The organism is Vreelandella sulfidaeris (assembly GCF_042429665.1).
Classification (GTDB): domain Bacteria; phylum Pseudomonadota; class Gammaproteobacteria; order Pseudomonadales; family Halomonadaceae; genus Vreelandella.
Window position 1 is genome coordinate 203,895 of sequence record NZ_JBHMAC010000010.1, and the last position, 13,269, is coordinate 217,163.

General features: G+C 52.9%; 11 protein-coding genes, 1 tRNA gene and 1 pseudogene. 7 read left to right on the forward strand and 6 right to left on the reverse strand.

Features of this window, described 5'->3' with window-relative positions; translation table 11 throughout:
* Positions 1 to 142 precede the first annotated feature (142 nt).
* The gene (locus ACFFLD_RS05900) at positions 143 to 1,942 is read left to right on the forward strand and encodes a thiamine pyrophosphate-requiring protein (RefSeq protein ID WP_386037980.1); all 1,800 of its coding nucleotides are present in this window, start codon (positions 143 to 145) and stop codon (positions 1,940 to 1,942) included.
* A gap of 80 nt (positions 1,943 to 2,022) precedes the next feature.
* Here the strand turns inward: ACFFLD_RS05900 and secF are convergent, their stop codons facing one another.
* From secF to queA, 5 genes are all read right to left on the reverse strand, one after another.
* Positions 2,023 to 2,949, reverse strand: a complete 927-nt coding sequence (gene secF / locus ACFFLD_RS05905; RefSeq protein WP_386037982.1) for a protein translocase subunit SecF — start codon at positions 2,947 to 2,949, stop codon at positions 2,023 to 2,025.
* Positions 2,950 to 3,012: 63 nt separating this feature from the next.
* The gene (gene secD, locus ACFFLD_RS05910; RefSeq protein ID WP_386037985.1) at positions 3,013 to 4,866 is read right to left on the reverse strand and encodes a protein translocase subunit SecD; all 1,854 of its coding nucleotides are present in this window, start codon (positions 4,864 to 4,866) and stop codon (positions 3,013 to 3,015) included.
* Positions 4,867 to 4,998: 132 nt separating this feature from the next.
* On the reverse strand, positions 4,999 to 5,325 hold the full coding sequence (gene yajC, locus ACFFLD_RS05915) for a preprotein translocase subunit YajC (RefSeq protein ID WP_386037988.1): 327 nt from the start codon (positions 5,323 to 5,325) through the stop codon (positions 4,999 to 5,001).
* A 70-nt stretch (positions 5,326 to 5,395) separates the two neighbouring features.
* Complete coding sequence (gene tgt / locus ACFFLD_RS05920; protein ID WP_446753358.1) at positions 5,396 to 6,514, reverse strand: tRNA guanosine(34) transglycosylase Tgt; 1,119 nt, start codon at positions 6,512 to 6,514, stop codon at positions 5,396 to 5,398.
* A 78-nt stretch (positions 6,515 to 6,592) separates the two neighbouring features.
* A complete protein-coding gene (queA, locus tag ACFFLD_RS05925; RefSeq protein ID WP_386037994.1) occupies positions 6,593 to 7,624 on the reverse strand; it encodes a tRNA preQ1(34) S-adenosylmethionine ribosyltransferase-isomerase QueA in 1,032 nt (343 codons plus the stop codon).
* Positions 7,625 to 7,738: 114 nt separating this feature from the next.
* Between queA and ACFFLD_RS05930 the strand changes: the two genes are divergently transcribed.
* Together ACFFLD_RS05930 and ACFFLD_RS05935 are read left to right on the forward strand one after the other, a co-directional pair.
* Positions 7,739 to 7,825 (forward strand) — tRNA-Leu (locus ACFFLD_RS05930).
* A gap of 716 nt (positions 7,826 to 8,541) precedes the next feature.
* Positions 8,542 to 9,102 (forward strand): annotated as a pseudogene (locus tag ACFFLD_RS05935) (PRC-barrel domain-containing protein); the annotation flags it as partial.
* Positions 9,103 to 10,129: 1,027 nt separating this feature from the next.
* Here ACFFLD_RS05935 and ACFFLD_RS05940 read toward each other — a convergent pair.
* Positions 10,130 to 10,597 (reverse strand): helix-turn-helix domain-containing protein, encoded by a 468-nt coding sequence (locus ACFFLD_RS05940; RefSeq protein WP_386037997.1) that lies wholly within the window; start codon positions 10,595 to 10,597, stop codon positions 10,130 to 10,132.
* A gap of 482 nt (positions 10,598 to 11,079) precedes the next feature.
* On the opposite strand from ACFFLD_RS05940, the gene ACFFLD_RS05945 reads away from it, so the two are divergent.
* The 4 genes from ACFFLD_RS05945 (at position 11,080) to ACFFLD_RS05960 (ending at position 13,146) form a co-directional block, all read left to right on the forward strand.
* Positions 11,080 to 11,640, forward strand: coding sequence for a hypothetical protein (locus tag ACFFLD_RS05945; protein WP_386038000.1), 561 nt, complete (start codon positions 11,080 to 11,082; stop codon positions 11,638 to 11,640).
* A 179-nt stretch (positions 11,641 to 11,819) separates the two neighbouring features.
* A complete protein-coding gene (locus ACFFLD_RS05950; protein ID WP_386038003.1) occupies positions 11,820 to 12,353 on the forward strand; it encodes a glycoside hydrolase family 24 protein in 534 nt (177 codons plus the stop codon).
* Positions 12,354 to 12,538: 185 nt separating this feature from the next.
* Positions 12,539 to 12,733: a hypothetical protein gene (locus tag ACFFLD_RS05955; RefSeq protein ID WP_386038006.1), complete on the forward strand. Its 195-nt coding sequence runs from the start codon at positions 12,539 to 12,541 to the stop codon at positions 12,731 to 12,733.
* The gene (locus ACFFLD_RS05960; RefSeq protein WP_386038009.1) at positions 12,730 to 13,146 is read left to right on the forward strand and encodes a hypothetical protein; all 417 of its coding nucleotides are present in this window, start codon (positions 12,730 to 12,732) and stop codon (positions 13,144 to 13,146) included. The genes ACFFLD_RS05955 and ACFFLD_RS05960 overlap by 4 nt, the downstream gene beginning before the upstream one ends.
* Positions 13,147 to 13,269: the final 123 nt, after the last annotated feature.

Genomic DNA, 13,269 nt, shown 5'->3' on the forward strand with positions numbered 1-13,269 from the left:
ATGATCGGCGTTTTTAGGGGGCTTACATGACCTACATTGACCGGCTCTGATTTAAGAGACTATACCTTTAAGCGGTATGGAACGTTCTGCATTGATAATTAGCATTGGTTAATGCGAGACATTTTCGGCATGGAGGCTTGGCATGAGTGAACAACTGGTGGGGGATTTTCTACTCAAGCGGTTGGGTGAGTGGGGCGTTAAACGTATTTATGGTTACTCTGGGGATGGCAGTAACGGCATCATGGGGGGCTTGAATCGTGCGGGTGATCAGTTTGAGTTTATCCAGGCCCGGCATGAGGAAATGGCTGCCTTCATGGCCTGTGCGCACGCAAAGTTTACCGGCGAGGTTGGTATCTGTACCGCCACCTCTGGGCCGGGGGCGATCCATTTACTCAATGGTCTTTACGATGCCAAGAAGGACCATCAGCCGGTGGTGGCGATTGTTGGGCAGCAGGCGCGCGCTGCCATGGGCGGTGAATATCAGCAGGAAGTGGATCTGGTGTCGCTGTTCAAGGATGTCGCTCACGAGTTCGTGCAGATGGCGACCAGCCCGGCTCAGATTCGCCATCTGGTTGACCGGGCTATCCGCATCGCGCTTTCCGAGCGTACCGTGACGGCGATCATCATTCCCAATGACCTGCAGTCTCAGCCAGCGGTTGAAACGCCCGCGCATGCGCACGGCACGATTCACTCCGGCGTGGGGTATTCCAGGCCGCGAATCGCGCCGCAGGAATACGATCTCAGGCGTGCGGCGTCAATCCTTAACGACGGCGAACGGGTGGCTATTCTGGTCGGCGCGGGGGCGTTGGGCGCGACCGATGAGATTATTCAGGTAGCTGAAAAGCTCGGCGCCGGGGTTGCCAAAGCGTTGCTTGGACGTGCCGTGCTGCCCGACGACCTGCCCTTTGTTACCGGCTCGATCGGCCTGCTGGGCACCAACCCGAGTTGGGAGATGATGGCGAACTGCGACACCTTGTTGATGATTGGCTCGGGCTTTCCCTATTCCGAGTTCTTGCCTAAAGAAGGACAAGCGCGAGGAGTGCAGATCGATATTGATGGTCGCCAGGTAAGTATGCGCTATCCCATGGAGATCAATCTCATCGGTGACAGTGCCACGACGCTGCAGGCATTGCTGCCGCATCTCAAGCAGAAGACCAAACGTGGCTGGCGCGAGCATATTGAAAAGAGCATTACCCAATGGTGGGAGGTACTCGAAGAGCGCGCCATGGCTGAAGCGAACCCGATCAATCCTCAGCGCGTGTTCTGGGAGCTTTCGCCCAGATTGCCCGATAACTGTATCGTGACTAGCGACTCCGGTTCTGCAGCCAACTGGTATGCGCGTGACCTGAAGCTGCGGCGCGGCATGATGGCCTCACTTTCCGGTGGCTTGGCGACCATGGGCAACGCGGTGCCTTATGCCATTGCCGCCAAGTTCGCTTATCCAGACAGAGTGGCCATTGCCTTGGTCGGCGATGGTGCCATGCAGATGAACGGCAACTCTGAGCTGATCACCATTGCCAAGTACTGGCGGCGTTGGGCTGATCCGCGGTTGATTATCATGGTCTTGAATAATCAGGACCTCAACCAAGTGACGTGGGAAATGCGCGTGATGGAGGGTGATCCCAAGTACGAAGCCTCGCAAAATCTGCCTGATTTCCCTTATGCAGAATACGCCGAGCTGATCGGGCTCACGGGCATCAAGGTCAGCGAGCCTGATGCCTTGGCAGGCGCTTGGGATCGCGCCTTGAGCGCCGACCGCCCGGTGGTGCTGGAAGTCATCACCGACCCGGATATTCCGCCACTTCCACCCCACATCAAGCGTGAACAGGCGCAAGCCTATATGTCTGCCCTGATGAGTGGTGATCCGGACGCATTGGGTATCGTTAAAGCGTCGTTCAAGCAGTTTGCCCGAGAGTTCGTGCCCAAGTCGCGCAAGCATTAACGCGTCATTTCACTGATCGAAAAAAAACGCCTCTACCGGAAAACCGGGAGAGGCGTTTTTAATAGCAGGAAAAGCGCTGGTTAAGGCAGCTCTTCCTCTTCTTCGTCGAGCTCTTTCTTGGTTGGGATCAGATCTTCACGCGACAGTTTCAGCGGTAGCAGCAGCGCCGCGGCAATGTAGATAGACGAGAACGTACCCACCACGATGCCGACCAGCAGCGCAATGGCGAAGTTTTCAATCATATCCCCGCCCAGCAACAATAATGCGAGCAGTACCAGTACGGTCGTGCCCGAGGTTGCCAGGGTGCGCGATAGCGTGGCGTTAATCGCTTCATTGAAGATCTGCGGCATATCGTCGATGCGTGAGGTACGAATTGCCTCACGCACACGGTCGTACACCACGATCGTATCGTTCAACGAATAGCCAATGACCGCCAGGATGGCCGCCAACACGGTAAGGTCGAAATCGAGCTGAAACAGCGAGAAAACACCGACTACAATCACAACGTCATGCAGCAACGCCAGTAAGGCGCCAATCGCAAACTTGTATTGAAAGCGAAAGGCCACATAGAGCATCACGACACCGAGCGCGACCAATAGGCCGAGCCCGCTTTGATCGCGCAGCTGGTCGCCTACCTGGGAGCCAACAAACTCGGAGCGAACAAGGTCGACACTATCGCCGGAGGCGCGGAGCATGTTGACGACCTCGCCTCCTACATCGGCATCAAACGCTTGCTGAAGACGAATAAGCACTTCGGTTGACGCCCCAAATGTCTGCACCGAGACATCCTGAAAGCCACGCTGCTCAAGCATGACACGGATAGCGTCGAGCGAAGGCGCGGCACCGTAACGTACCTCAATCAATGTGCCGCCAGTGAAATCCAGGCCCAGGTTGAGCTGCTGGAACAGCAAGGCACCAATCGACACGATAAGTAGCACGGCGGAGACGATATACGCGAACTTGCGTCGTCCCATAAAGTCGATTTGCAGGTGTGATAGGGGTTTCATTACCACCTCTTAAGTTCTGGGCTAAGCACGTGAATCAACGCCATGCTGTTTAAATCCATGCTCTTAAATCCACAGCTTTTTGACGGGCTTGCTGCCATAGGTCAGGTTGACCATGGCGCGCGTCACCATTAGCGCAGTGAACAGCGACGTCAAAATACCGATGGAGAGCGTGACGGCAAACCCTTTGACAGGGCCGGTGCCAATCGAAAACAGAATAACGGCCACTAACAGCGTGGTGATATTAGCGTCAACGATGGACGTGAAGGCGCGCTCATAACCGGCTTGGATGGCCTGTTGAATCGACATGCCGTTACGTAGCTCTTCGCGTATTCGCTCAAAAATAAGCACGTTGGCATCCACCGCCATACCGAGCGTCAGCACGATACCCGCGATACCCGGAAGCGTAAGTGTGGCGCCCAGCATGGACATTACCGCCACCAGTAGCGTCAAATTCAGGGCCAGCGCGAGGGTGGCAAACACACCAAATACCTTGTAGCGCACCAGCATGAACAGCACGACCAGCAACAGGCCGATTTGAACGGACAATAAGCCCCGCTCAATATTTTCAGCCCCTAGGCTTGGCCCAATCGTGCGCTCCTGGACAAAGTAGATAGGTGCCGCAAGCGACCCGGAGCGCAGCAGCAGCGCAAGCTCAGCCGCTTCTGTCGGTGAGTCCAGGCCGGTAATCCGGAAGCTGTTGCCCAGCGCGCTTTGAATCGTTGCCAGGCTGATCAGGCCGCGCTCAACATAAGGCTCGCGCTCAATGGTCTCTTCCCCCGTTTCGGGGTCGACTACCACGGTATCTTCACTCTTGTGCTCGATGAACAGCACCGCCATGTTACGGCCAATGTTGGTGCGTGTGGCGCGATTCATCAGCGTGCCGCCGGTGCCGTCCAGGTTGATGTTGACCTGGGGGCGACCGTTTTCATCGAAGCTGTTGCTGGCGCTGGAAACGCTATCACCGGTGATAATCACGTCGCGCATCAGCTCGGCGCTGCGCGATGGCTGGTTACGAAAGCTGAACGTTTCCGTTTCGTTCGCCGGGGTGTCATTACGAGCTTCCAGACGGAATTCCAGGTTGGCAGTGGCGCCGACAATCCGCTTGGCGGCCACGGTGTCCTGCACACCCGGCAGCTCCACGACAATCTGGTTAGGGCCTTGGCGCTGTACCAACGGCTCGGCGACACCCAGTTCGTTGACCCGGTTGCGCAACGTGGTCAAGTTCTGGTTAATCGCGTAATCCTGAATCTCGTTGACCGACTGATCGCTAAGCGTCATCACCAGGGTTGACGCGCGGCCATCTCCTTCACTGCTGTAGTCGAAGTCAGGAAAATCACGGCTAATCAAGCTGCGCGCGGTATTGCGGTCTTCACTGCTGGCAAAATCGATCGAGAGTGAGCGTTCTTCCACGTCCGTATTGCGATAGCGTATACGCTCACCGCGCAGTAGCTCACGCATGGCGCTGGCGTTAACCTCAAGGCGCTGGGTGAGGGCGGCTTCCATGTCCACTTCAAGCAGGAAGTGCACGCCACCGCGTAAATCAAGCCCAAGCGTCATGGGAGAGGCGGAAAATGCCTGTAGCCATTCGGGCGTCGCTTCAGCAAGGTTTAGTGCCACGGTGGCATCACTGCCCAATAGCTCAGAGGCAATGTCGCGAGCAGTCAGCTGATCATCGTCGTGTCGAAGGCGAACCAACCACTGGCCGTTCTCTTCTTCGAGCGCTTTTACTTCAATGTCATTGTCGATGAGCGCGCTTTCAACACGGCTTATCTGACGCTCATCCAACGCATCGCCTTGGGCGCTGCTAATTTGGATGGCGGGATCTTCGGGGAACAGATTGGGAAGCGAGTAGATAAGGCCAACCACCAGGACGACCAGTATCAGCAGATACTTCCACAGGGGGTAACGGTTGAGCATGCAAGCCCTGCCTTCAATTACAAACGGAATGCTTCACACGGACGCGCCGCGCAAAGCACAGTTCACCATCATTGTTACCATGTCACCCCTGCCGGGGTGGCTGGCACTGGCTCGGCAGGGGTAGAACACGCATTAGATGGACTTGATGGTGCCTTTAGGCAGTACGGCGGCAACGGCGTTCTTCTGCACGTTAACTTCGGTGCCTTCAGAGATTTCAATGGTCAAGAACTCGTCGCTCACCTTGGTGATGCGACCCACTAAACCACCGCCAATGACGATTTCATCGCCTTTGTCCAAGCCGCCGATTAATTGCTTGTGCTGCTTGGCGCGTTTGGCCTGCGGACGCCACAGCAGAAAGTAGAAAATCAGCACGAAGCCGACCAGCATGACAATTTGCGCGATGCCACCGCCAGCTGCCGCTTCTTGGGCATGGGCTGGTGAGATGAAGAAATCCAGCATTGCAGAGAACTCCTGGGTTAATACCCTAAATGGGTGAAAGGGTTAATTCACCCGCCATGGCGGGTGATGATCAATTTGGGATGGGAGGCACTGGCAGGCCGCGCCGAGCGTAGAAGCCTTCCACAAAGGTCGTCAATGTACCCGCTTCAATTGCCGCGCGCAAATCAGCCATTACACGCTGGTAATAGCGCAGGTTATGGATGGTATTCAGCATCGCACCGAGCATTTCATTACAGCGATCAAGATGGTGCAAATAGCCACGCGAGAAATTCTGGCAGGTGTGGCAATCACAGCCATCTTCGAGGGGGCCGGTATCGTGGCGATGCTTGGCATTTCGAATCTTGACCGTGCCGTCGGCGGTAAATAAATGGCCATTGCGCGCGTTGCGGGTGGGCATGACGCAGTCGAACATATCCACCCCACGACGAACACCTTCCACCAGGTCTTCAGGTTTACCAACGCCCATTAAATAGCGTGGCTTCTCATCAGGCATCCAGGTCGGAAGATAGTCGAGGACCTTCATCATCTCCTCTTTGGGTTCGCCTACCGAGAGCCCGCCAATGGCCAGTCCGTCAAAGCCGATCTCCAGCAACCCGTTAAGGGATTGTTCGCGCAGTTCAGGGTACATGCCGCCTTGAATGATGCCGAAAAGTGCCGATGGAGAGTCTCCATGGGCGACGCGCGAACGCTTGGCCCAGCGCAGCGACAGCTCCATGGATTTCTTGGCTTCCTCGAAGGTCGCCGGGTAGGGCGTGCACTCGTCAAAGATCATCACCACGTCGGAGCCCAGCGAGCGTTGTACTGCCATGGACTCTTCCGGCCCCATGAAAACCTTGCTGCCATCTACCGGCGAGCGAAAATGCACGCCCTGCTCGGTAATCTTGCGCGTCTCGCCCAGAGAAAAGACCTGAAAGCCGCCCGAGTCAGTCAGAATGGGTTTGTCCCACTGAGCAAAGTCGTGCAGGTCGCCGTGAGCTTCAATGACATCCGTACCCGGACGCAGCCACAGGTGAAACGTATTACCCAAAATGATTTCAGCGCCGATCTCTTTAACGGAATCGGGCGTCATGCCTTTGACCGTGCCGTAGGTGCCCACCGGCATAAATGCGGGGGTTTCGACCGTGCCGCGGGGGAAGTGAAGGCGGCCACGGCGGGCACGACCATCGTCGGCCAAGCGCTCAAAGCGCATAAAGCATTCGTTTCGCATATAAAGTAACTCGTTAATCTCGTTCGTTTGGCGCGACAGGTGCAGGGGCATTATCCGCTACTAGCGGGTCAATAGCATGGCATCGCCATAGCTAAAGAAGGCATAGCGCTCGGCCACTGCCCGTTGGTAGGCCTGCATGGTGGTGTCGTAACCTACAAAGGCGGACACCAGCATCAGCAATGTCGATTCAGGTAAATGAAAGTTGGTAATTAAAGCATCCACGCAGCGCCATTCGTAGCCGGGGTAGATAAAAATGTCGGTATCGCCGCTGTAGGGTGCTATCTGACCATCACTGCTCTTTTGGCAGGCGCTTTCCAGGCAGCGCACGCTGGTGGTGCCCACGGCCACTACACGTTTGCCTGCGGCCAGGGTATCGCGCACCTGTTGGCAGGTGGCTTCAGTGACCTCGATCCACTCGCTGTGCATATGGTGTTCAAGGATATTATCGACGCGCACCGGCTGGAAGGTGCCCGCGCCCACGTGCAGGGTGACAAAGGTACGGTTAATGCCTTTATCAGCCAGGGCGTCCAACAGCGGCTGATCAAAGTGCAGCCCGGCAGTAGGAGCTGCCACCGCACCATCGCGGCGCGCATACACGGTTTGATAGCGGTCGCGATCGCTGAGTTCATCTTCACGGGTGATGTACGGCGGCAGCGGCATATGGCCGTGCTTTTCAAGCAGCGAAATCATCGGCGTGTCGCCCAAGAAACGCAGCTCAAACAGCGCATCGCGGCGGCCTTCTACTATCGCGTGGACATCACCTTCGAAAATCAGCTCGGTACCGGGCTTCGGCGACTTGCTCGAACGGATATGTGCAAGACCACGATGTTCATCCAGCGGGCGCTCCAGCAACATCTCTACTTTGCCCCCGCTGGCCTTGTGGCCGTGTAGGCGGGCCGGAATCACGCGAGTGTCGTTAAATACCAGCAGGTCACCTGGCTCCAGCAACTCAAGCAGGTCTGGAAAACGGCGATGCTCAAGCGCGCCACTTTGGCCATTTACGCACAGCAAACGGCAGTCGCTACGCTGCTCAGAAGGGTAGCGTGCAATTAATTCGTCGGGTAGCTCAAAATGAAAATCCGCGCGCTGCATAGCGTATAACTCTTAGCGTTGTTCAAACAGGCGGCATAGGATAGCGCTTTGGCTGCATAAAGTCAGTCAATGTGATTGACCTACCACGACATTTACGTATAATGCGCAGCCATTGCCGGTGTGGCGGAATTGGTAGACGCAGCGGATTCAAAATCCGCCGCCTTTACGGGTGTGCCAGTTCGAGTCTGGCCACCGGCACCATATTTAAAATCAGGGGCTTAGGCCCCTTTTTTTGTGCCTGCAGTTTGTGTTTTTCCCTCCTGAAACTCTGAATCTGACCACTTTTTGTCCACCTCTATTTTGGGGCGAACCTAATCGCGTCGGCTACATGGTCGGCCGACAGGTGTGTCTAACGCCTTGTCATGGCAATGGCTCTGTGACCGAGAATTTTTTGCAGGGTAAGCTCATCGCCGCCCTTCATCAGCGATAACACCCGCATTATTGTCTATTTTCTTTTATCTTCTTTATCTCGATAGCCATGTGCCTGTGCTTCCTCGGTGCCGGTCACTGTTAATAATTAAAATAAGATGCGTTATAGGCAATTTTATTTTTAACAACAAAAAGTTAAGAGCATTTTAAGATCGCTTTAAGAGCGTTTTAAAGCTTGGTGAATCGCTCTACCCCGGTGGCAGTTTGCAACTTTTTTTGTGATTTACTAGGGTTTCTATTGTTCGTAGCGTGTTGTTGCCAAGGCAACATAAAATACGCTTGATGACTCGTTAAACATTGGAGGTATAACGATGACTACTCTTCCACTTAAAACAACACTTGCAGTTGCTATCTCCGCGCTAGGGGTAACCTCTATGGCGCAAGCCCAGCAGTATGGCGACGGTGACGATGTAGTTGCCATTAGCTAATGGAACTATGACGATCTTTTTAATGAGAGCGGTTTCGATGCCGACTGGCTTCTAGATAGAGATGTGTCGACTGCCGATGAGGATGACATCGGTAGCGTCGAAAATGTGCTGGTCAACGACAAGAACCAGATTGAAGCGCTCATCGTCCAAATCGGTGGTGTTTGGGATATTGGCGATACGCACGTAGCGGTTCCATGGGATCAGGTCGATGTTTCTAACGACAATATCCAGGTGCCGTTGAACGCCGATAACTACGACGATTACGACCTGTTTGAAGGTGAAAACGAGTACGTCAGCAAGAGTGCTTTGCAACAGACCACACAGGTCGATGACGATGTTGAGACTGGCAACAATATTTGGAAAATTACCGATCTACTCGATGATTACGCCGCGGTAAGCACCGGCGCTGGTCAAGGCTACATCGAAAACGTGTTGTTCAACGACAACGGTCAAATTCAAGCTGTCATCATTTCTGGTGGCGATGGCACCTATGCGTCTCCCTTCTATGGTTATGACTATGGCTGGAACCCGGCGTACCAGTCTTATAACCTGCCCTATAGCGCTGATGAAATCGAGAGCATGGATAACTTCGATATAGATCAATATGTTAATAATGGATAATTGTTAACACTCTATGTCGCATCAAGAGCCTCAAGCCCTGCTTGGGGCTCTTTTTTTTGATAGCGCTATTCAAATCGACGTCACCCCCAGTTTTTGAGAAGTGCTATAGCTTCAAAATCCGTCGCCTATACGGGTGTGCCAGTCTGAGTCTGCCGTTTTAGGGTCTAGCGTGCATTGCTAGGTCCTTTTTATGTCCGGCTTTCCCCTGCAGCTAGTTACTTGGCCGTGGAGGGCGTTTGGTAGTCGCGCCTCGCTTTTACCACCTCAGTTGAGCAATACGGTTAAATCATTACCGTTTATGCCTTGTCTGAAATACTCAGTTATTTTCACTCCTGATGTGCTTATTTTTTTTCAAACATCTAAATTTGATTAGCTAAATATTACGTAATAAAGCGTACTTACGATAAGTTTTACGTACATTTATGAAAGTAAATGTAGCCTATAGTAAGTATTTATTTTGTACGAAGGCTTAATTGAGGTTGATGTAATCGACCCCATCAACATGGCTCGCGATAACTTTTCGGATACTGTTGTCATTCTCCCTGGCTTGCGAGGCTGCTTTGTCAGCCTCAGCTGCAACTTTTTTACTAGAGCCGCTTTTCGGTATGTATCTCGGTGATAATTTCGCGCTCTGTGGGCGCTGGCTGTGATGCACTGTAATTGTCTCCTGGCCATTGCCTGTATTTATATACAGTATATTGAAAAGGGCGTTTTGACCAGTCTTTAAGGGGGTTCTGTCTATATTCAGCTATGATTGAATTGCCCTCGTTGAGTCTCGCATTTTGCCTTTCCGGCTCCTGCTTCATTAATATTCCTAGTGTTTTCATCTGGTGTTATTACTGGTTTTCGCTATTGTGGGATGTGGAGTAAAGACTTTATTTCTTGGTTTTTTCTCAAAAACACGTCGTGGCGGGATCCGATTTGATTAGAAAAGTAATGCCGGCAAGGATGGTGTGGTCTTCCCGAGATTTGTCATGCAGGCATAAAAAAACCGCCACGATGGACGGTAGTGAATAACGGGCGCTGTTTATGCCTCGTCGCTTCGACCTTCTGCTTCATATATAAGCGTGCCGAGAATCGCCGCGTCCTTTTCTCCTTTTAATAGCATTTGAATCGCAACGCTGCATAAGCGGGTTGCAACCGCGGTATCTACTGGATCACTCGACTTTTCAATAGCTCGTTCCACAAGCTCTGCCATCTTGGTGGCCAGCTTTGATTCATCTCGCGAAATTCTCGGCGCTGGATCATCTGTAAAACCTGCTAGGTATCCCGCGCTAACACCATAGAGAGCCGCCAGCTTGGTCAAGGTGGCCATTGGAATGGAGGATCTTCCGGCCTTCCAGTCCGAGACATATTGGGGAGACTGATCTGCATCGATAGCAATTAATTTAGAGACGCCACGTTCCTTTGGGTGATCGTGGAATTTTTGAGCGGTCTGCTTGACGCGTTCCCATACAAATTCCCGGTTTGGCCCATGGGGTTGCTTGTCAGTCATGACGTGTGGAGCTCCGGTAAGGGTGCCTAATTACTCTAAAAATACAGCTATGACCGTATTTTAAAGCGCTTAGCTATAAATGTAAGTACTGTAATATATGTAATTTGTTGCCAAAATTCTATAACTTGCATAATATTTACGTACTAATTAGGTTCGAGGCAGTCTTGATGCTATCTATCAACACGGGTCTCAAGACAAAAAACAGGCTATTCCTAAGTATTAGTCATCTTTAGTTAGGTGAATCTAATCCAATGTCTCGTTGCTTTCAATCAGGTCAAGGCGATTGAGGAGGTTTAAATGCTTAGTAGTGCTGTTTGTATTTCTTGGCCAAGGCCAGAGTGGGCAGGCTCGTGGAAGGTAGGCGGTAGTGCATGGTTCAGCGCAGGTAAGGCGGCTGAAAAGCAGCCCTGCCTGGCGAATCGACATGACTCTGTTGGTCGATACCTTGCCATGTAAAGCGGTAACGAGCGGAGGATGAGTTGATGACAAACGTTAAAAGTAGAGAGATGCAGTTTGATGATTGGATGCGGGTAGCAAACCCTTGGCGTGTTGTTGAGGCTGCCCAAACGGATGAGCGTGCACGCGATGCTGCGGTGTCGCGCATTATCGATACCATGTTGGAACTGCAGCTTGAATGCCGACACGACAATCCTGGTTATCAGCCGTTCAGCATTACTGCATTGGCTGGCGAGCTACCCGGCGTTCGTGGGCGTAGCGATCAAACCATGTTGGCTGCCATGCGTTATCACCCAGATAGCCAATGGCATACTGCGTGCGCGAGGCTAATGGAGAAATTGCCACGACGGCAAGCGGCGGCGATGTTGCTGCAGGCTGCCCGGATTCGCCCTGAGAAGATGGGTAATAGTCAGTGGATGGTGACGGCGAGGCAAATGGTTGATCGCCAAGACGAACTGCTCCGCTTGATAGGGCTGAATGAGAAGGTGAGGCATTTTGAGAGCGTCAATGCTTTACAGCACGCAGCACGCCGTGCTCGATCACAGCTATGGGAGTGGTTGACGGAAGGTAAGGTAAAAGTGGCATAAAATTATTTGCAGAAGTGGCGCTTTTGATATACCATTATTTCTAGGATGCCAAAATTGTATCATAAAGATATATAAAAGCCCTGCCGGTCACCCGGCGGGGCTTTTTCGTTTCTGCTCTTTGCATAGCGTGCCGCCTGGCAGCGCTTTTTCTCCTTATGGCTGTCCATCTTGAGGTTTCTATGTCTGCTCACTCGCCTACCCATTGGTACGACGAGGCGGAACTGCTGCGCGTTCAGCCCGCCCCGCCTAAAAACACACATGCGGGTAACGTACCTGCGTTTCTGACCATGCTGGCATATGCCGAGGGCACGCCACGTTTTGGTAACCAGGATGGCTACAACGTAATGGTCGGGGGCGCTACCTTTGACCGATACGATGACCATCCTCGCCATTTGGTCTGGCTGCCTGCGTATGGGATTAACTCTACTGCCGCAGGGCGCTATCAGTTCCTGACCCGCACCTGGGACGATTTGGTCGAGCGTTTCCATCTTCCTGATTTCACGCCCGTTAATCAGGACTTAGGCGCTATGTACTTGATACGCCAATGCAAGGCGCACTCGTTGATTCAGGAGGGGCGGATACGTGAGGCAATTCATGCTTGCCGACGCATATGGGCAAGCCTTCCCGGGGCTGGGTATGGCCAGCGCGAGTTAGTCACTGAGACTTTGTTAGACGTGTACAAGGAGGCGGGTGGTCTATCCATCAACTCTTAACCGAAGCCTACGTAGTGGAGGCGCCATCTACACATAAACCAAGGGAGAAAATTATGATAAATCGCGACCCGAACACCTTACAGTGGTTAATGAATATCCTGCCGTACCTTCTGCTAAGTGCCGCAACCTTCATTGCGGGATTCATCACCATCTTGCAAAACGGGGGGCCATGGAGGAGGGCGCTAATGAGCTCAACGGTGGGCACCATCCTTTCAGTATCGTTTTATCCAGTCTTCCTGTGGGTATCCATCCATTATCAAATGCCTAAGGTTTCAGCGTTTGCTGTATGCGTCTTCCTGGCGATCATGGGCGTTGAGTGGATTCGTAATAAAGCGGATGACATATATGAAGTAGTCATTGGTCGGTGGCGTAAAAAATGATTATGCACTTAAACCGTAAACTCATCGGCGTTGTTGTTGGGGCGTTAGCTATTGCGGCCGTCATCTACTCCTGGCAGGACATTATCAGCGAACGTGATGATTATCGCTTCGCTGCAGATCACCAACGCTTTCGCGCCGAAATACTGCTTCATCATCAACAATTCCAGCGCGAACAGATTAAAGCCCTTAACCGTGCCATGGCGAAGCGTGAGCAAACGCTTGGAGAGCTTGCTGATGACCTTAGCGCCAGCATAGTGGCGCTTGAACAATTAGGAGAGGGAGATGAACAAGCCCGTGAGTGGCTGGATAGTGATTTGCCTGTCGGGGTTGCTGATTGGGTGCGCGAGCTCCAGCGAACAGAGGGGCTGGATGCAATGCGACCCCCCAGTAGTCCCGCCACCCCTGCTCCATGAACTTGCCCAGCCTCAGCAAATAATAAACAGCAATGAAGGGCTGCTGCTATTGATTGCTGAGTATGAAGCGTTGCGGCGTAAAGCGAACGCCGACCGGGCAGCTGTAGTAGAAATTATAGGTAA

Coding starts and splice junctions, on each gene's coding strand:
- ACFFLD_RS05960 (WP_386038009.1), top strand. CDS start 12,730: ATGATTATGCACTTAAACCGTAAACTCATCGGCGTTGTTGTTGGGGCG.
- ACFFLD_RS05940 (WP_386037997.1), bottom strand. CDS start 10,597: ATGACTGACAAGCAACCCCATGGGCCAAACCGGGAATTTGTATGGGAA.
- ACFFLD_RS05900 (WP_386037980.1), top strand. CDS start 143: ATGAGTGAACAACTGGTGGGGGATTTTCTACTCAAGCGGTTGGGTGAG.
- secF (WP_386037982.1), bottom strand. CDS start 2,949: ATGAAACCCCTATCACACCTGCAAATCGACTTTATGGGACGACGCAAG.
- tgt (WP_446753358.1), bottom strand. CDS start 6,514: ATGCGCTTTGAGCGCTTGGCCGACGATGGTCGTGCCCGCCGTGGCCGC.
- ACFFLD_RS05950 (WP_386038003.1), top strand. CDS start 11,820: ATGTCTGCTCACTCGCCTACCCATTGGTACGACGAGGCGGAACTGCTG.
- yajC (WP_386037988.1), bottom strand. CDS start 5,325: ATGCTGGATTTCTTCATCTCACCAGCCCATGCCCAAGAAGCGGCAGCT.
- secD (WP_386037985.1), bottom strand. CDS start 4,866: ATGCTCAACCGTTACCCCCTGTGGAAGTATCTGCTGATACTGGTCGTC.
- ACFFLD_RS05955 (WP_386038006.1), top strand. CDS start 12,539: ATGAGCTCAACGGTGGGCACCATCCTTTCAGTATCGTTTTATCCAGTC.
- queA (WP_386037994.1), bottom strand. CDS start 7,624: ATGCAGCGCGCGGATTTTCATTTTGAGCTACCCGACGAATTAATTGCA.
- ACFFLD_RS05945 (WP_386038000.1), top strand. CDS start 11,080: ATGACAAACGTTAAAAGTAGAGAGATGCAGTTTGATGATTGGATGCGG.